The sequence below is a fragment of the Parabacteroides goldsteinii DSM 19448 = WAL 12034 genome (assembly GCF_000969835.1).
GTDB classification, from domain to species: Bacteria; Bacteroidota; Bacteroidia; order Bacteroidales; family Tannerellaceae; genus Parabacteroides; species Parabacteroides goldsteinii.
Map to the genome: position 1 here is coordinate 1,896,106 of NZ_KQ033912.1, position 19,084 is coordinate 1,915,189.

11 protein-coding genes are annotated in these 19,084 nt (G+C 42.5%); 6 read left to right on the top strand and 5 right to left on the bottom strand.

Going from position 1 to position 19,084, the window contains the following annotated elements; all coding sequences use genetic code 11:
- The first annotated feature begins 154 nt into the window (after positions 1–154).
- Positions 155–2,377: a polyribonucleotide nucleotidyltransferase gene (pnp, locus tag HMPREF1535_RS07070; RefSeq protein WP_009860748.1), complete on the top strand. Its 2,223-nt coding sequence runs from the start codon at positions 155–157 to the stop codon at positions 2,375–2,377.
- Between the two features lie 192 nt (positions 2,378–2,569).
- Here the strand turns inward: pnp and HMPREF1535_RS07075 are convergent, their stop codons facing one another.
- The 4 genes from HMPREF1535_RS07075 to HMPREF1535_RS07090 form a co-directional block, all read right to left on the bottom strand.
- Positions 2,570–3,049, bottom strand: a complete 480-nt coding sequence (locus tag HMPREF1535_RS07075; protein ID WP_009860747.1) for a DUF5018-related domain-containing protein — start codon at positions 3,047–3,049, stop codon at positions 2,570–2,572.
- A gap of 20 nt (positions 3,050–3,069) precedes the next feature.
- Positions 3,070–4,974, bottom strand: coding sequence for a RagB/SusD family nutrient uptake outer membrane protein (locus HMPREF1535_RS07080; RefSeq protein WP_046145700.1), 1,905 nt, complete (start codon positions 4,972–4,974; stop codon positions 3,070–3,072).
- 23 nt (positions 4,975–4,997) lie between these two features.
- On the bottom strand, positions 4,998–8,183 hold the full coding sequence (locus tag HMPREF1535_RS07085; protein WP_009860745.1) for a SusC/RagA family TonB-linked outer membrane protein: 3,186 nt from the start codon (positions 8,181–8,183) through the stop codon (positions 4,998–5,000).
- Positions 8,184–9,187: 1,004 nt separating this feature from the next.
- Positions 9,188–10,828 (bottom strand): fumarate hydratase, encoded by a 1,641-nt coding sequence (locus HMPREF1535_RS07090; RefSeq protein WP_009860744.1) that lies wholly within the window; start codon positions 10,826–10,828, stop codon positions 9,188–9,190.
- 156 nt (positions 10,829–10,984) lie between these two features.
- Between HMPREF1535_RS07090 and HMPREF1535_RS07095 the strand changes: the two genes are divergently transcribed.
- The 3 genes from HMPREF1535_RS07095 (at position 10,985) to HMPREF1535_RS07105 (ending at position 16,043) form a co-directional block, all read left to right on the top strand.
- Positions 10,985–13,225 carry a T9SS type A sorting domain-containing protein gene (locus HMPREF1535_RS07095; protein ID WP_046145701.1) on the top strand — a complete coding sequence of 747 codons (2,241 nt, stop codon included), beginning with the start codon at positions 10,985–10,987 and terminating at the stop codon, positions 13,223–13,225.
- Positions 13,226–13,529: 304 nt separating this feature from the next.
- Positions 13,530–15,221, top strand: a complete 1,692-nt coding sequence (locus HMPREF1535_RS07100) for a tetratricopeptide repeat protein (protein WP_009860742.1) — start codon at positions 13,530–13,532, stop codon at positions 15,219–15,221.
- A gap of 171 nt (positions 15,222–15,392) precedes the next feature.
- Positions 15,393–16,043 (top strand): hypothetical protein, encoded by a 651-nt coding sequence (locus tag HMPREF1535_RS07105; protein WP_009860741.1) that lies wholly within the window; start codon positions 15,393–15,395, stop codon positions 16,041–16,043.
- A gap of 54 nt (positions 16,044–16,097) precedes the next feature.
- Here the strand turns inward: HMPREF1535_RS07105 and typA are convergent, their stop codons facing one another.
- On the bottom strand, positions 16,098–17,894 hold the full coding sequence (gene typA, locus HMPREF1535_RS07110; RefSeq protein ID WP_009860740.1) for a translational GTPase TypA: 1,797 nt from the start codon (positions 17,892–17,894) through the stop codon (positions 16,098–16,100).
- 171 nt (positions 17,895–18,065) lie between these two features.
- Between typA and rpsO the strand changes: the two genes are divergently transcribed.
- On the top strand, positions 18,066–18,335 hold the full coding sequence (gene rpsO / locus HMPREF1535_RS07115) for a 30S ribosomal protein S15 (RefSeq protein WP_009860739.1): 270 nt from the start codon (positions 18,066–18,068) through the stop codon (positions 18,333–18,335).
- Positions 18,336–18,485: 150 nt separating this feature from the next.
- The gene (locus HMPREF1535_RS07120) at positions 18,486–19,070 is read left to right on the top strand and encodes a helix-turn-helix domain-containing protein (protein WP_009860738.1); all 585 of its coding nucleotides are present in this window, start codon (positions 18,486–18,488) and stop codon (positions 19,068–19,070) included.
- Positions 19,071–19,084: the final 14 nt, after the last annotated feature.

Sequence of the window (19,084 nt, forward strand, 5' to 3'; positions counted from 1 at the left end):
TACAATTGTGGCACTATTATTCTCAAAATCTTCCTTTTATTTTTATAAAAAAGGGCTTTTCTGATGTTTTTTATTTTCATTTTCATGTGTTTACAGGTAAACTTTCATTACATTTGCACCAATTTTTACAGATAGAAAAATAAGAAAGAAGATTATGCTTAATCCAATTAACAAGACGATCGAGTTGGCTGATGGAAGAACCATCACCATCGAGACCGGGAAATTGGCAAAACAGGCGGACGGTGCGGTTACCGTACGTATGGGCAACACTGTGTTGCTGGCTACTGTTTGTGCCGCTAAAGATGCAAATCCCGGTGTTGACTTTATGCCGCTGCAAGTTGAATACAAAGAAAAGTACTCCGCATTTGGCCGTTTTCCCGGAGGTTTCACAAAAAGAGAAGGAAAGGCTTCCGATTATGAAATCCTGACATCGCGCCTCGTTGACCGCGCTTTGCGTCCGTTATTCCCGGACAATTACCACGCTGAAGTATATGTAAACGTTATATTGTTCTCTGCTGACGGCGAAGATATGCCGGATGCATTGGCTGGTTTAGCAGCTTCTGCTGCCCTGGCTGTTTCAGATATACCTTTCAACGGACCGATCTCTGAAGTTCGCGTAGCCCGTGTCGATGGTAAATTTATTATCAACCCGACATTCTCTGAATTGGATAAAGCAGACATCGATATGATGGTTGCTGCAACAATCGACAACATCATGATGGTTGAAGGTGAAATGTCTGAAGTACAGGAATCAGACATGCTGGATGCAATCAAGGTTGCACACGAAGCTATCAAAGTACAGTGCCAGGCTCAGCTTGAACTGTCGGAAGCTTGCGGCAAGCTCGTTAAACGCGAATACTGCCACGAAGAAAACGACGAAGAACTGCGCAAAGACGTACATGACAAATGTTTCGCAAAAGCATATGCCGTTGCAACATCGGGTACGGACAAACACCAGCGTTTCGATGCTTTCCAGGCAATCATAGAAGAATATAAAGCTAATTTCTCTGAAGAAGAACTGGAAGCTAAAGCCGAAATGATCGGCCGTTACTACCACGATGTAGAGAAAGAAGCCATGCGCCGCGCTATCCTTGACGAAGGAAAACGTCTGGACGGCCGTAAAACAACGGAGATCCGTCCGATCTGGATCGAAACGGATTACCTTCCGGGACCTCACGGATCAGCAGTTTTCACACGTGGCGAAACTCAGTCGCTGACAACTGTTACACTCGGTACCAAAGCCGACGAAAAGATGGTTGACGACGTACTGAACCACAGCAAAGAACGTTTCTTATTACATTATAACTTCCCTCCGTTCTCAACCGGTGAAGCAAAAGCATCACGTGGCGTAGGACGTCGTGAAGTCGGCCACGGAAATCTGGCTCACCGCGCTTTAAAACGCATGATTCCGGATGGTTATCCTTATGTCGTACGCGTAATCTCCGATATCCTCGAATCAAACGGTTCTTCTTCTATGGCAACTGTTTGTGCTGGTACACTGGCTCTGAGAGACGCCGGCGTTCCGATGAAGAAACCGGTATCAGGTATCGCAATGGGTCTTATCTCTGAAAACAAAGGTCAGAACTATGCTATCCTATCGGATATCTTAGGTGACGAAGACCACCTGGGAGACATGGACTTCAAGGTAACAGGTACAGCAGACGGTATCACAGCTACCCAGATGGATATCAAGGTAGACGGTCTGTCATACGAAATCCTTGAAAACGCATTGGCTCAGGCAAGAGAAGGCCGTATGCACATTCTGGGTAAAATCATGGAAGCTCAGCCGGAAACACGTGCCGAACTGAAACCGCACGCTCCGCGCATCGAATCAATGACGATCGGCAAAGAATTTATCGGCGCAGTGATCGGCCCGGGTGGAAAGATTATCCAGGGTATCCAGGAAAAGACCGGCGCTGTTATCACAATTGAAGAAGTTGACGGTGTAGGTAAGATCGAAATCTCCGGAACAAACAAAGATACGATCGATGCTGCTATCAGAGCGATCAAAGGTATCGTTGCCGTTCCTGAAATCGGTGAAGTATACGAAGGAAAGATTTCTTCTATCATGCCTTACGGTGCATTCGTTGAATTCATGCCGGGTAAAGACGGTCTGCTTCACATCTCTGAAATCGACTGGAAACGTCTGGAAACAGTAGAACAGGCAGGTTTGAAAGAAGGTGATACAATTCAGGTTAAACTGGTAGACATCGACGCTAAAACAGGTAAGTTCAAACTGTCACGCAAAGTATTGCTTCCGAAACCAGAAGGTTACGAAGAACGTCCGCCAAGACCTGAAAGAGGTCCGAGACCGGAACGTGGGGACCGTGGCCCTCGCCAGGATCGCGGAGACCGCAACAACCGTAACGATCGTTAATAGACAACTTTCTTATACATTTATATATAAAGAGCTATCCTGCGAAGGGTAGCTCTTTTTTTGTACTATCCGGAAAGCTGATTGGTACATATCTTCGTGGAAAACTGTTACGGATATCGAAACCATTTGACAAAAAAAGGGGATTCTTTATAGAATCCCCCACCTAAAAATTATATTGAAAAAACGGACTGTTTACTTCGTAAAATTAACAATTGTAATCGTCCACTCCCGTTGCTCTCCATTAGCTGCTGTTACAAGATATTTATTGGGTTTAGACCAATCACCAGGAACACCTAAAGCAGGCGATCCTTCTTTAGGAGTAATTCTGGCAGCCGTAGACAAAGTGACCATCACACCTATATTATTTACTGAACATTTCTCCCACTCTGACGCCGGAAAAGATCCTTCATTGGCAGCAGGAACTGATACATCCAGACTAACTGTACTAGCCTCCTTATCAATAACAATATTAGATCGTCCAAGTTCGACTTTTTTCACGATCTGCTGTCCGCTTGCGTTCGAAACCTCATCGCTTATATAACGATACTCTACACGTTGTACCCCGCTAATCTCATTCTCTTCAAACTCAGGCAGATCTTCCAATCCTCCCGTAAGGCAAGAAGATAGAGTGAAAAGAATGGACAAGAATAACAAATAACTATATTTTTTCATACTCATATTCATTTTTAAATTTACCAACCCGGATTCTGTTCATCAGTAATTCCACTCGCTGCGCGTCTATCAATCGCAGATTGCGGAATAGGCATTAAATAACGTTTTGTTGTAAAATTTCTGTTCCAGGCTCTGTTTCTTACGATCTGTCCAATGAAATAACGCTTACGGTCTTTTGTTATCTGAATCTTATGGACAGGACGGTTTAACGCCTGAATAACACCATTAGCCTTTTCCCCTTCATTTGCATATCCGCCATATTTGCCCCAGCGCAAATAACTCCAGTATAAATTACCTTCATAAGCCATTTCAACACGACGTTCGCGAATATAATCCCGCCATGCCTCTTCCTCCGTTACAGCCATAGAAGGAGGTAATCCGCCATGTTGTGTACGTGTCACATTCAAATCTGCTACTGCTTTATCTATTTCGCCTTTCAGCAAGTAAGCTTCAGCACGGTTCATATACATCTCTCCTAAACGAGCCAATACAAAATGATAATCCGTATTATTCGAGACATAAAAACGAGGAGAAACTTCATAAACATTCTTCCTCCAATAATAACCAGATGCCGTAGTATACCAGGAATCCGCTTGGTCTTTACGTACACCGGCCCACAAATTACCCTGGCAACAAAGTGTCACTAGCTCGCCGCTTAACCAAGTACAAGAATCATACACTATCGTTCCGTAAAAACGTTTGTCACGATTATTATACATAATCTCATTGATACGGGAATCATCCGTTACACGTCCGTAACGTACAATCTTTTTCCCCTTTTCGGTAGAACCCATATCATCTTCATCCGGTACTACCCGCCCAGTCAATTCAACTTTGACAAAATCACCGACCTGCAACGCCGAGGGGTCTTCTTCCTTTACACTATTTTTGTACTGTGCCGTTTCATTCCAAGGTTTTGCCTTTCCATCCACTTCATCAATGACAAGATATTGGTCTACCATATCCTGTGTCGGGAAATAACTGGCCCAGCCTTCAAACGAACGTCCGCCAGCATCTTTAAATAATGGAGAAGCATTTGAATTGACTATTTCATCATTATTTACATTCGGCACACAACTAATCATTTCACTGAATGAACCGCAATTCGTGTTCTTCTCCAAACGGTAATAACCCCAAATAATCTCATTATCATAAGCTCCTGCCTTTTGGAACATCTCGCCATAATTACTGCTCAATGTATATTTACCAGAATTAATAACAGCATTCGCTGATTCAATGCACATATCCAGATAAGACGCATCTTTCGTATAAGCATAAGCTTGGAGCGCTGCACGACAACGAAAAGCATAAGCTACATACTTATTGACGCGTCCTGAAGCCGATTCTTCAGGAAGTCCTTCAATACCAGCATTCATATCGTCAATTACCAGTTTATAACTTTCTGCTACATTAGCAGTCAGCGGAGTCTTAAAATCTTCTGTAGACTCGGGGGTCAACACCTTCATGATTGGGACAAAACGACCTTCCCAAAGCGTCTGATAAAAATTCACTAACGAACGGAGGAAATGACCTTCGGCAATCAATTCCGACTTTTGCGCCTCTGTAAGTGCAGCGGCAGCGGCAGCTTTTTCGATAATCAAATTACAATTCCTTAAATTAGCGAAATAGCCAAATCCCATATTCGTTGTCCGGTCCATCCCCACTTCAGTAGGAAAAGCATCCAGATTTGTCAAATCGCTATGGATTCCATTCGGTGTATATGATTCCAGATAAGCATACTCTCCGGCATATAGGGCTACCGAGGATTTGTACACCTCTGTCACAAAAGCATCGGCGGTTTCTTTGGAAGACCACACCAAATCCTCATCATACGATTCCATCGGTTTTGTATCCATCACATCACAAGAAGTCGCGAGAACTCCACCAGTGAAACACAGCAAACCATATTTTAAATATTTATTCATATCAGTTCTGTTTTTATTTTCAATTAAAATCCTATACCAAAGTTGATCGCGAACACGCGCTCATTTGGATAATCATAACGGTTGGCTGATCCGTTTTCAGGGTCAATTCCGTACTTTGTTGCCTCCGAAATAGTAAAAATATTTTGTCCGCTCAAAGCCACATTCAACCGGGTGATCCACGGGGTCTTCTTCAATAGTATACGCTTGAAATCGTATCCGACCTGAATATCTCTCATTCGCAAATATCCTCCGTTAATCAACCAGAAATCACTTCCGACTGTATTATTAGAACCATTATTTCCGGTAGAAGACAACAAACGCGGAAATTTGGCATCAGTATTCTCCGGTGTCCAATAGTCCGTTTGAAACTCATAGGTAGGACTTGAACCGGTATTGGCATCACTCATCATCAGCACACTACCTAAATACATATCAAAACGGGTTGCCCCCTGAAAGAGGGTACTGAAAGAAAATCCTTTATAAGATAAATTGATGTTCAATCCATAGTTGGCACGCGGGAAACTACTTTTACCCAAACGATGCTGGTCGGCCCCATCAATAACGCCATCCCCATTAAAGTCATAATATTTAAGATCACCTGCCGTTAGTGAGTGGGAACCTGTACGTTGCACACTGTTATATACATCATTTGCATCCTTATAAAAGCCCATATTCTCATAATAGACACCGGCATATCCCCGTTGCTGGGTTGTACGCTTGTAAGGATTTTTCTTATTTTCAAGTGACTCAGACGGGTTGTTAGCCCATAACTCATCAAATTTTGTAAAATTAAAGGCTACATCATAATGGAAATCACCAATATCATCGCGCCAACCCAATTGAAACTCCACACCGGCACGACGATGTTCCCCATCTGTCGATATTTTAGGAAGCGATACACCCAACGGATCGGTATAACCAACATCCAATGCATCCGGTGCATATAAGAAACCTTTGGTTGCATAATAGAAATAGTCGAAAGAGCCGTACAATCTATTATTCAACGAACTAAAATCGAATCCGGCATCAAACTGATCAGTGGTAAACCAAGTCAAATCAGGAGAAGGCAAGCTCCCTTCCCAAAAACCGGGTACATACTCACCATTCATTACATACTCCTGGCCGCCTAATCCGTAAGATGTCAGATAGGCAAAACGTCCGATGTGATACGTATCCCCGTCATTTCCCCAGTTATCCAAACCCACTTGTCCGTAAGAGGCACGTATTTTCAACATATCGAAAATATGTTTTTCGCGTATGGTTTCCATGAAAGCTTCATCTGCCAGCGACCAACCGATCGAACCAGAGTAAAAAGTACCCCAACGATGATCTTTCGGAAAATTATCCGACCCGTCATAACGCATACTGGCTTCTACAAAATAACGGTTATCATAATTATACTTGACCTGTCCGACCCAACCGGCCCGGCCATTTTCCCATTCACCGCCGGAGTTTTCCATCGTCGAAGAAGGTCCCGGGTTAATTTGATCAATCGGGAAATCATAATTCTTACGGACCAAGCCCATACTATGTCCAAAACCGCTTGTATATTCGTAACCTCCTAAGGCGCTTACCGAATGCTTGCCAAACGTACGGTTATATTCGGCAAAATACTGTAAGGTCCAGGAATTTCCCAATTCCCCATACTGGCTCAACTGTGGTTTTGAAGCATATGTAGGCTCTTGAGAATCCCATGCATACTGAGCTGCATCTTTTCTCCAGGACTTATTATCCTTTATATAATAGCGATAACTGCCCTTCGCCCGTAGTTTCAGGCCTTTTACCCAGGGAAGATCCCATTCAACCCCCAACAAGCCGTTGACTACATTCTCTTTTTCATCAATATAGCCACCGTCATCAGAAATTTCAGCGATCGGATTATCTGTATTATTATACACCAATCCATATTTATTCCGACCAATTTCCATCGGTGATTTATTCTGGACATGGGAGAATACGTTCCCGTATCCGCTGGATGTGGAAGTATACGGATGTGTTTTAAACTGCATGTAACCATCCAACTGTGCCGTTGTTTTCAGGCCAATGGATTTAAAAGTTGAAGTTTGAGTCAATTGAAAATTCGTTCGTTTCATATAATGCGAATCGCTCTTATACAGCGATTGCTGGTTAATATGACCTATAGAAGCATAATAAGTATTGCTCGCACCACCACCACTAATCGTAATATTATGTTTCTGTTGCGGAGCAAAATTCTTCATTACCTCTTTTTGCCAATCTGTATTAGGGTGTCCGTACGGGTCCGAACCATCGGCAAACATGCGTAAATCGTCGTCATTGTAAGGAATGGTTACTCCGTCATTCGCTGCCGCCACATTACGATGTATAGCACGCTCATACGAATTCAATTTATCAGGCCATACATTCGGTTGAGACCAGCTTTGGTTGAAGTTATAATCAATCTGAGGTTTTCCTTCTTTTCCCTGCTTGGTCGTTACCTGCAAAATACCATTAGAAGCACGCGAACCGTACACAGCCGTAGCCGAGGCATCCTTTAAAATAGATAAATTCGCAATATTTTCGGGAGCTAAAGCAACAAAGTCTCCATAGTCCCGAATAACGCCATCAATAACAACGAGCGGAGTGCCACCACCGCGAATACTCACCGTACTCGTCTTATTAATACCACCACCGCTACCTTGTACAATCAAACCAGGTGAACGCCCGGCCAACCCCTGCGTGATATTTGTTACCGGAAGAGCAGCCATCTCTTCTGCATTTACTGTTGATACGGCTGCAATCATCGAACGTTTTGTTGTCGTACCATACCCCAGGACTATTACTTCGTCCAGCTTCTGAGTGTCTTCCTTCATAGATAAATTGACAGGACCGGCAGTCACCTTGTGCTCAATAGTGAGATACCCGACATAAGATATTACCAGAATATCTCCAGGCTTAGCCTCCAAAGAGAAATTCCCGTCCATGTCAGTTACAGTTCCGTTTGTAGTACCTTTAACATGAATACTGACACCAACCAATGGACCAAAATCATCTGAAACAGAACCCGAAACTTTCTGGGTTTGCTGCATTTCCACATACTTGGACTCCCGTACAGTCAACAAATCATTCGAATCAGCCGCAGCAAAAGCCGGCAAAACAAATGACAACAAACAAGCGACCTGTACTCCTTTCACAATTCTTTGCGGAATAGAAAATGACAGCGATTGAATTTGTACTGGCTTAATTTCCATCTACATTTTGATTTAGAGTTTTACATAATATTTCTATCTAATCCAAAACAGTACTTAATCAGCAACCTGTTTTTAGAATATTTTCATAATATCCCATAGTTCTCTCAGAACTATGTCGATAGAAACTTTCTTCAAATCGCTTATTTTGTAAAGGATCAGGAAATATCACAGAAAAAAGGGGGAAACATGTTGACTCCGCATCCAACTTTAATAGAACAAATTGAAAGCCTACGTGCATAATATCAATCATAATAACATGTAGGGATTTGTGTGAGATATAAAAAACGCATTTATCCTATTAAAATATCATTACTTAATTTACAATGACTTCATGCAATAAAACAATGGGGCTATGTAGAAGCAATCATACCGTACACAACTCAACAATATGTTATAAAATATATTTGTTAATCTTTTTTCAAAAAAAGACGCATAATATTAAAATATATTCTAATTTTGCACATGTATTAAACTTAGTTCTGAGAGAACTATGCTACCATGAAAAGTTTATCCAACCAATACACAGCGATCCGGTTCTTTCATAAACAAATCAATATATCCTCCAAAAATTCAAAATCAATAAAAGAAGAATACTCTTTTAAGTCAACACACAAACATCCTATTTATCAAACAACTATCAGACATCAATCTGTCAATTAGCCTACCAATCCTCCTTTTCGTTAACAAATAGACAATAATCGTTGACTCTATATCCTCATTAGTATCCTATTAGTAAAAAAATACATCCCGAACAAAATGTTTCAATTCCCTTAGTATTTTGTTGCCGATAGCTATACGTAAGCTTATCGACAATTATAGGTAATCTTGTCGATATTTATCAGTAAGTCTGCGCATAGCTATCGGCAATAAAATACATAAGGAACTCAATCGGAAAAGATCACTATGAACAGGCAACAACAAGGCAGGGAAAAGAAGAAAACAGAAAGAAAAAGCCTGCCCCGAATAAACGGAACAGGCCTTTCACCTCTTATAATAAGTTGTTCTTATTTGCTACAGGAGCAACGCGGCTTCAATTGTTTGAAGAAATCGTTGCCTTTATCGTCCACCAGAATGAAAGCAGGGAAATTTTCTACTTCGATCTTCCAGATTGCTTCCATACCCAGTTCCGGATATTCCAGACATTCTACTTTCTTGATGCTTTCCTGTGCCAGGATAGCAGCCGGACCACCGATACTTCCCAGATAGAAACCGCCATGCTTCTTACAAGCATCTGTTACCTGCTGGCTACGGTTACCTTTGGCAATCATAATCATGCTACCGCCATTGTCCTGGAACAGATCGACATAGGAATCCATACGGCCGGCTGTTGTCGGACCGAATGAACCGGAAGCCATTCCGGCCGGAGTCTTGGCAGGACCTGCATAATAAATAGGATGATCCTTGATATACTGAGGCAGACCTTCGCCTTTATCGATACGTTCTTTCAGTTTTGCATGGGCGATATCACGACCAACTACGATCGTTCCGCTCAGAGAAAGACGGGTAGATACCGGATATTTAGTCAGTTCTTTCAGAATATCGGCCATTGGCTGGTTCAGGTTGATCTTTACGGCATCACCTTCACCGGCATTACGCAACTCTTCAGGAATCAGGCGACCTGGATTAGAATCCATCTTTTCAATCCAGATACCCTCCTTATTGATCTTACATTTGATATTACGGTCAGCAGAGCAGGAAACTCCCATACCTACCGGACAGGAAGCACCGTGACGCGGCAGACGAACGATACGTACGTCGTGTGCATAATATTTACCACCGAACTGGGCACCCAAACCAATGTTGTGAGCCGCTTCCAAAACTTCTTTTTCCAGTTCGACATCACGGAAAGCACGGCCATACTCGTTACCGCTTGTAGGCAGGTTGTCATAATAATGAGTAGAAGCCAGCTTCACGGTCAGCAGGTTCTTTTCTGCTGAAGTACCGCCGATAACGAATGCAATATGGTAAGGAGGACAGGCAGCTGTACCTAATGTTTTCATTTTTTCAACCAGGAACGGAACCAATGTTGCCGGATTCAGGATCGCTTTTGTTTCCTGGAACAGATAAGTCTTGTTGGCAGAACCACCACCTTTCGCTACACAAAGGAATTTATATTCCATACCTTCGGTTGCTTCGATGTCGATCTGTGCAGGCAGGTTACATTTTGTATTCACCTCGTCGTACATATTCAACGGTGCATTCTGTGAATAACGCAGGTTTTCTTCCGTATATGTTTTGTAAACACCCAGAGAAAGCGCTTCTTCATCACAATAGCCGGTCCATATATGCTGACCTTTTTCACCGTGGATGATAGCCGTACCTGTATCCTGGCAGAAAGGAAGCTGTCCTTTAGCTGAAACTTCGGCGTTACGAAGGAAAGTCAATGCAACGAATTTGTCATTGTCGCTTGCTTCCGGATCGCTCAGGATTTTAGCAACCTGTTCGTTGTGGGCCGGACGAAGCATAAAAGCCACATCACGGAAAGCAGCATTAGCCATCGCTGTTAATCCTTCTTTTGCAATCTTCAGAATCGGTTGTCCTTCAAACTCGGATACCGACACATAATCTTTTGTAAGCAAATAATACTCTGTTGTATCCGGTCCCAGTGGAAACGGTTCCTGATACTTGAAAGGAGGTGTTGCCATATCTTTATTATTTAATTATGTAATATTGGTTTTACAATTTCAGAATCATTCTTTTTCGCTTGGCAAACTTAGACAAAAATCACGAAATACGGGAGCGGTTTCACAAATTTGTTCGTAGTACAGGAAGAATTAATTAAAAGAAAAACATATATTTGCATGAATATGAAAAAGCTAGTCACTCTTTTTTTCCTCTGCCTGTTGGTATCCGCCCATTTAACAGGACAGATCAGTCACGGAGGCAGACCACTTCCGATGACGATACTCAGCACCCGCTCAGGAAGTATGTTTCAAGAAATGCCTGCTTTTGACATCGCTGAACAATTACGAATCGACTCACTCAACGAAAGCGATTTGCGCAGCAGTTTTCATTTTGCCTACAAATTCATGACCGATTTTACTCCGGATAACTCGGGCAGCTGGTTTACACAAGCCGACGGCACCCGCGTATGGCGGCTGGGCATTCGATCGGCCGGTGCCTATTCGATCAATGTATTGTTTTCTGAATACGAAATTCCGGAAGGAGCCCAGCTCTTCCTGTACAATCCGGACCAGACACATATTTTAGGAGCATTCAACCATTTGAACAACTCCGAACTGGGTATACTTCCCGTCTCTCCGGTACAAGGTGATGAATTAGTTATCGAATATCAGGAACCGGCTAATGTTCCGTTTCATGGCAAGCTAAAAGTGGGTGAAGTAAACCATGACTATCGTAATATCAGAGGATACGAACCGCAAGAATATAGCAGGACATATCTCGGATGCATAAAAACCCTGGCCTGCCTGCAAGAAAGTACGGATAAATATAATGAGATAGGCCGAAGTGTCGTCCTGCTCATTATCAATGGGACTGATTTTTGTACCGGTACATTAATTAATAATACATCAAACGACGGTACACCTTACCTGTTAACAGCATCCCATTGTTTGAACAAGCAGTTCAGCATTGAGAATCCGGACTATGAAATGATTGCAGGCAATATCGTCACCTATTTCAATTATGAAAGTCCTCTATGCGACCCGGTTATGAGAGGTACCGAAGAAATGTCGATGGCTTCCACCCGCTTCAAAGCGACCAACGAACAGACCGACATGGCCTTACTGCAACTGATGGAAACACCACCGGCTTACTATCAGCCATATTATGCCGGTTGGAATGCCAAAGACCAGGGTACTGCCCCATACGTGGGAATCCATCATCCGGAGGGCACCGTAAAGCGACTTAGCACGACAGAAGAAGTCGAATTAACGACATTCAACTCTCCGGTAGGAAACTTTATAAAAAACGGGCACTGGCACATAAAGGAATGGTCGGACGGAAGCACGGCAGGAGGCTCTTCCGGTTCCGGGTTATTTGACAGCAACGGCTTAGTTATCGGAGGTCTGTCCGGAGGAGAGTCCGACTGTCCCCGTCCTTATAACGATTTCTATTTCGCCTTAAGCCAAAACTGGGAAATATCTCCAGATGCCGACAAACAATTAAAAATATGGCTCGACCCGGCAGGAACAAACTCCGAACGGATCTGCAAGGGACTTGATCCTTACAGTGCGACCCCATGCCTGCGCTTGAGCAATATAAAGGAAAGCGGAAAAGCCAACACAATAGAATCAACACCTCTCCCCTCTCCCGGTACAGGCCCGGCTTTCGGCAACAATTCACTGGGAATGAACGAATTTGCCGAAGCCTATAAAATAACGGGCAACGCTAAAATATACGGCACATACATCGTAAATCCGGCTATAAGCAAGATGAGTGACCTTGAAGTAGAAATCACCGTTTACAATGGCTCGGATAAACCGGAAACACTGTTATACAGCGAGTCATTCAGCCCCTCATTCGTAACGCTCAATGACAAAAGTGCTTTTATCGATTCTACCAAGCCGATGAACCGCGACCAGGAATCATTTATAACCTTCAAAGAGCCAATCGATGTGTCCGGCAATTTCTTCATCGGATACAAGATCAAATCGGCTGCCGGCAATACCTTTTTTTCGGCATTCAATCTCCCGAAAGGAGAAACAAGTAAAAATACCGTATGGATCAATTATAAAGGCCAATGGATAGAAGCTACCAGCCATCCGGCTTCCCCGATGAGTACTTCCTTATTCATCGACCCGGTCATCCAGTACAATACGGCATCGGCTAACACTTCCATTAACGAAAGTAATCCAATCCGCATATTTGTGGAAACAGCTTCCAAAGCAATTCATGTCCTGCTACCGGAAACAATCCGTCAGGCACGGTATTCAGTGCTGTCGATGGAGGGAAAAACTTTACAGAACGGCACTGTTCATTCGGGACAAAACATCATCACCGCCACCACAGCCACGTCAGGTATCTATCTGGTACAGATCAGCTACGGAAACGAATGTTTTACTCAAAAGATTTTATTTTAATCAAAAATACACAATAAGAAAGCACTTGGCAGAGCCCAATAAGATAAAGAGATGAAAACAATACATTACAAATTAACTAAATTAGTACTGGATGGAAATGATTAAAGCGTCCATAAATCCTGTCATTTATACTCTTTTTAGCAAAAAAAGAAGACCGGATTCATTAATAAGTATTAATTAGAGAGATTTTATCGTATCTTTGCTATTCATAACAAAAAAATGCTTTAGTTTTGCACTTTGATGGCTAAGGGACAATTGAAAGTGAATATATAAACATAGTAACATTTTAAACTTACATCAAATTATGAACAAAAAGTTTTTATTGTCATTCTTTGTAATGGCAGCAATCTTAACCCTTTCTTCTTGTTCAAACAAGTTGAAACCGCTAGCTGAAGAGTACATCAAAGCTGAGCCGCAGCCGCTTGAGGCTATCGGAGGCAAAGTACCCGTGACTATCAACGCGACTTTCCCTGCAAAATGGTTCAACAAGAAAGCCGTTGTAACTGTAACTCCGGTTCTCCGCTATGCCGGTGGTGAAGCATGGGGAACATCTTACACTTATCAAGGTGAAAAAGTAAAAGGTAACAATCAGGTTATCGCTCAAAAAGAAGGTGGTAACGTAACAATGAAATCTTCTTTCACTTACAAACCTGAAATGAAGAAATCTGAACTGTACCTGACTTTCGACGCAAAGATCAAGAACAAAACAGTTAAATTACCGGACGTAAAAATCGGTGAAGGCGTAATCGCTACTTCTGAATTGGCTGATGCTGCTACTGCAACTGCAGCTATCGCTGCTGACAAATTCCAGCGCATCATCAAAGAAGCTCACGATGCTAACATCATGTTCCTTATCCAGCAGGCTGAACTTCGTGCTAAAGAGTTGAACTCTGATGCTATCAAAGAATGGAAAGACCTGGTTAAAAATGCTGATGAAGCTCCTAACCAGAACGTAGCAATCGAAATCTCTGCTTACGCTTCTCCTGACGGCGGTGTTAAACTGAACACAGGCTTGGCCGAAAGACGTGAAGGCAATACTTCTAAATATCTGAATAAAGAATTGAAGAAAATGAAAGTTGATGCTCCGGTTGACGCTCGTTACACTGCTCAGGACTGGGAAGGCTTCAAAGAATTGGTATCTGCTTCCAACTTGCAGGATAAAGACCTTGTATTAAGAGTTATCTCTATGTACCAGGATCCTGAAACAAGAGAAAAAGAAATCAAAAACATTTCTGCTGTTTATTCTGATCTGGCTGAAACTATCCTTCCGCAATTGCGTCGTTCTCGTTTGACTGCTAACATCGAAATCATCGGTAAGTCTGACGACGAAATCAGCGCATTGGCTAAGAGCAATCCTTCTGAACTGAATATCGAAGAAATTCTTTACGCTGCTACATTAACTAACAACGACAGCGAAAAGATGGCTATCTATACAAAAGCTTCTGAACTGTATCCTAACTGCTACCGCACTTGGAACAACATCGGTATGATGGCATTCAAGGCTGGTGACCTGGCTAAGGCTGAACAAATGTTCAACAAGTCTAACTCTGTTAAGGCTAACAACGAAGCTAACATGAACTTAGGTTTGATCGCTCTGACTAAAGGTGACCAGGCAAAAGCTCAGCAATTGTTCGGTAATGCTGCAGGTGTTGCTGAATTAGGCGAAGCTCTGGGTGTTCTTTATCTGGAACAAGGCGAATATGCTAAAGCTGTTAACTCTTTCGGTTCTGTTAAGACTAACAACGCTGCTTTGGCTCAGCTTTTAGTAAAAGACTACAGCAAAGCTTCTCAGACTTTGAACGCTGTTGCTAAACCTGATGCAACTACTTCTTACCTGAAGGCTGTTGTTGCAGCACGCACAAACGATGTAAACGCAGTTATCAGCAACCTGAAAGCTGCTATCGCTGCTGACAAAGCTATGGCTAAAGAAGCTGCTATCGATCTGGAATTTGCAAAATATGCAACTAACAGCGATTTCGCTAGCTTGGTTAAGTAATTAGTATATTACACAATCCTATAATAGAAGCTGCCTCCGTAAAAAGAGGCGGCTTTTTTATTTCTACCAAAATCATAAGGAGATAACAATTTATTCATTTTTAGCCGTTTAATATTGCAATTTCAGTATTATTTTCCTATTCTTGCATATGCTAAGCTTAATCATAATATTATGAGTAGATTCATTATTATACTATTATTGGCTATTATCTCCGGAAGTAATAAGTTGGCTGCGCAAATCGACAGTGCACAATTCTTATTGCGTAACTTTGAAAACGGATATGTTTATTACAAGGATGGCCGGACATTCAATGTACCGCTAAACTATAGCCTGCTCATCAAAAAGTTCCTTTTTCAGGACCAGCACGACAATAACAATATCAAAGAATTCTCTGAACCGGAAATGGTGGCAACCATCAAGATAGGCGAAAGAATTTTTCTTCCAACGAAAGACGGGGCAACTGAAGTGCTGCAAAAAGACCCTCCTATTTTCGTCCAGTACAGAGGTGCATTAAAATGGGAAGGCAAACAGGTCGGTTACGGAGGGCGTTCGGAAACATCGGCGGTCGACTCCTACTCCTCTTTCCAGTCAGGAAACACTACCCATAAGCTGGAAACAGAAAAGCTGATTCTCAGTCGTATCGACAAAATATTCCGGATAGAGCGTAACGGAAAACAATTCCGTTTCCTCAATGAAAAGCAATTCCTCAAAGCATTCCCCGACCATAAAGAGGAACTAAAGAAATATGCAGATGACAATAAAACGGATTTCAACGAGATTGAAGACGTACTGCAGATTTACAATCATGCAGTAACTTTATAAAAAAACCGGATACACAAATACATATCCGGTTTCCCATTATATATTTCAACAGGTTTATCTACCCTGACGTTTGCGTTCGGTCTCATCCAGGATGACTTTACGCATACGCATATAGTTCGGTGTGATCTCCACATATTCGTCAGCCTTGATATATTCCAAAGCATCTTCCAGACTGAATACGACAGGAGGAGCCAATGATACTTTATCGTCAGAACCTGAAGCACGCATGTTCGTCAATTTCTTCGACTTCGTTACGTTTACAACCAGGTCACCTTCTTTCGTATGTTCACCAACTACCTGTCCGGCATATACTTCTTCCTGCGGAGCAATGAAGAAACGTCCGCGTGACTGCAAGTTGTTCAGGGCATAAGCGAAAGCTGTTCCCGTTTCCATTGCAATGATGGAACCGTTGTTACGGCGTTCGATATCTCCCTTCCACGGCTGATATTCCAGGAAGCGGTGAGCCATAATCGCTTCACCGGCAGAAGCTGTCAGAACGGCATTGTTCAGACCGATGATACCACGTGAAGGTATATTGAATTCAAGATGCATACGGTCGTTCTTGCTTTCCATCATTGTCATCTCACCTTTGCGCTTTGTCACCATATCGATGATACGGCTGGAAGACTCTTCCGGGAGATTGATAGTAAGCTGTTCAACCGGTTCGCATTTTACACCGTCAATTTCTTTAATGATTACCTGCGGCTGACCGACCTGCAATTCGTATCCTTCACGACGCATCGTTTCAATCAACACAGACAAGTGGAGCACGCCACGGCCATATACCAACCATGAATCGGCTGAATCGGTAGGAACCACACGCAAAGCCAGGTTCTTGTCCAACTCTTTCTGAAGACGTTCAAAGATATGGCGCGATGTAACGAACTTACCATCTTTACCGAAGAACGGAGAGTTGTTGATGGTAAAGAGCATAGACATCGTCGGCTCATCGATTGCAATCGTAGGCAGCGGTTCCGGCTCATTGATGTCGGCAATAGTCTCGCCAATCTCGAAACCATCGATACCAATCACGGCACAGATATCGCCGGATTGGACGGATTCTACTTTCGTACGGCCCAAACCTTCAAAGATATCCAACTCCTTAATTTTCGATTTTACCATCGAACCGTCACGTTTGCACAACATAACTTCCTGGCCTTCGCGCAACTCACCACGATGAACGCGGCCTACAGCGATACGACCTACATATTTGGAGAAGTCCAGCGATGTAATCAACATCTGGGGAGTTCCTTCCAATACCTCCGGTTCCGGAATATATTTGATGATAGCATCCAGCAATGCATAGATATCTTCGGTCGGCTTCTGCCAGTCTTCAGACATCCAACCCTGTTTAGCGGAACCGTAGATTGTCGGGAAATCCAACTGTTCTTCGGTTGCATCCAAGCTGAACATCAGGTCGAACACCATTTCCTGCACTTCCGACGGACGACAGTTCGGCTTGTCTACCTTATTAATAACTACGATAGGTTTTAATCCTAATTGAATTGCTTTTTGCAGCACGAAACGTGTCTGAGGCATCGGGCCTTCAAAAGCATCTACCAACAGCAGGCAACCGTCGGCCATGTTCAATACACGTTCTACTTCACCACCGAAGTCGGCGTGACCCGGGGTATCAATAATATTGATTTTGCAATCCTTATAATTAATAGATACATTCTTAGCTAGAATAGTGATACCTCGTTCACGTTCCAGGTCATTGTTATCCAGGAACTGGTCCGGCTCTGCCTGTCCTTCACGGAAAAGCTTACCGGCTAATAACATCTTATCCACGAGCGTCGTTTTGCCGTGGTCTACGTGCGCGATAATCGCGATGTTTCTGATTTTTTGCATCGAAGACTAATTTATTGGCTGCAAAAGTACGACATTTTTACGATATGTATGTGATATTCATGTTGCAAAATATAAAAAAGATACAGAAAAGAGTTGTCAGACAAAAAAGTTATGCATATCTTTGTCGCCGCTTAGATAATATAGTATCAATTTATTAAAGTAAAAAGAATCATGTATTTAGATTCAGCAAAGAAAAAAGAATTATTCGAAAAGTATGGCAAATCAGCTGCCGACACAGGTTCTGCAGAAAGCCAAATCGCACTGTTTACAGTTCGTATTGCACATTTAACAGAACACTTGAAAGCTAATCACAAAGATTACAGCACTGAAAGAGCTCTGAAAATGTTGGTTGGTAAACGTCGTCGTTTACTGGATTATCTGATTAAAGTTGATATCGAAAGATACCGTGCTATCATCAAAGAACTTGGTATCAGAAAATAAGAAACTACTTCGCAGGAAGTTACAAAAGGGCAACTCTCACAAGGGTTGTCCTTTTTTTCTTTCAGTAAATTACATGGTAAAATAAAATATTAATGTAAATTTGCGGCGTTCAGTTACAAATTAAAAGATAATCTAAAAATAAACATACTTATGGGAAACAACAAAATCATCGGAGCCAAAATTAAAAGTATCCGTGAATCAAAACAACTCACTGTTGAGGAAGTTGCCGAACGTTCCGGCCTGAGCACAGAACAAATCGAACGTATAGAAGGTAATGTAGATTTTCCTTCACTGGCACCTCTTATCAAAATAGCACGGGTACTCGGTGTCCGCCTGGGTACATTCCTTGACGACCAATCCGAACTCGGTCCGGTTATCTGCCGCAAAAAAGACAGTAATGACTCCAATAGCATCGGTTTTACCAACAATTCGATGGAGAACCGGAAACATATGGAATACCATTCACTGTCGCAGGATAAATCAGGCCGCCATATGGAACCGTTCCTGATCGATGTTTCCCCTTCGGAAGATGGCGTTGATTTTATTCTTTCCACACATGAAGGTGAAGAATTCATTTATGTGCTGGAAGGCGTACTTGAAATAAACTACGGAAAGAATACCTATATATTGGAAGAAGGCGACAGCATCTATTATGATTCGATTGTTGCTCACCACGTTCATGCAGCCGCCGAAAGCACGGCTAAAATCCTTGGAGTTGTTTATACTCCGTATTAATGTTAAAGAAAAGA

What these genes read in the sequence shown, in the direction of transcription:
- pnp (WP_009860748.1), top strand. Translation starts at nt 155, where the DNA reads ATGCTTAATCCAATTAACAAGACGATCGAGTTGGCTGATGGAAGAACC.
- HMPREF1535_RS07105 (WP_009860741.1), top strand. Translation starts at nt 15,393, where the DNA reads ATGAGTAGATTCATTATTATACTATTATTGGCTATTATCTCCGGAAGT.
- HMPREF1535_RS07095 (WP_046145701.1), top strand. Translation starts at nt 10,985, where the DNA reads ATGAATATGAAAAAGCTAGTCACTCTTTTTTTCCTCTGCCTGTTGGTA.
- HMPREF1535_RS07100 (WP_009860742.1), top strand. Translation starts at nt 13,530, where the DNA reads ATGAACAAAAAGTTTTTATTGTCATTCTTTGTAATGGCAGCAATCTTA.
- rpsO (WP_009860739.1), top strand. Translation starts at nt 18,066, where the DNA reads ATGTATTTAGATTCAGCAAAGAAAAAAGAATTATTCGAAAAGTATGGC.
- HMPREF1535_RS07120 (WP_009860738.1), top strand. Translation starts at nt 18,486, where the DNA reads ATGGGAAACAACAAAATCATCGGAGCCAAAATTAAAAGTATCCGTGAA.
- HMPREF1535_RS07075 (WP_009860747.1), bottom strand. Translation starts at nt 3,049, where the DNA reads ATGAAAAAATATAGTTATTTGTTATTCTTGTCCATTCTTTTCACTCTA.
- HMPREF1535_RS07080 (WP_046145700.1), bottom strand. Translation starts at nt 4,974, where the DNA reads ATGAATAAATATTTAAAATATGGTTTGCTGTGTTTCACTGGTGGAGTT.
- typA (WP_009860740.1), bottom strand. Translation starts at nt 17,894, where the DNA reads ATGCAAAAAATCAGAAACATCGCGATTATCGCGCACGTAGACCACGGC.
- HMPREF1535_RS07090 (WP_009860744.1), bottom strand. Translation starts at nt 10,828, where the DNA reads ATGGCAACACCTCCTTTCAAGTATCAGGAACCGTTTCCACTGGGACCG.
- HMPREF1535_RS07085 (WP_009860745.1), bottom strand. Translation starts at nt 8,183, where the DNA reads ATGGAAATTAAGCCAGTACAAATTCAATCGCTGTCATTTTCTATTCCG.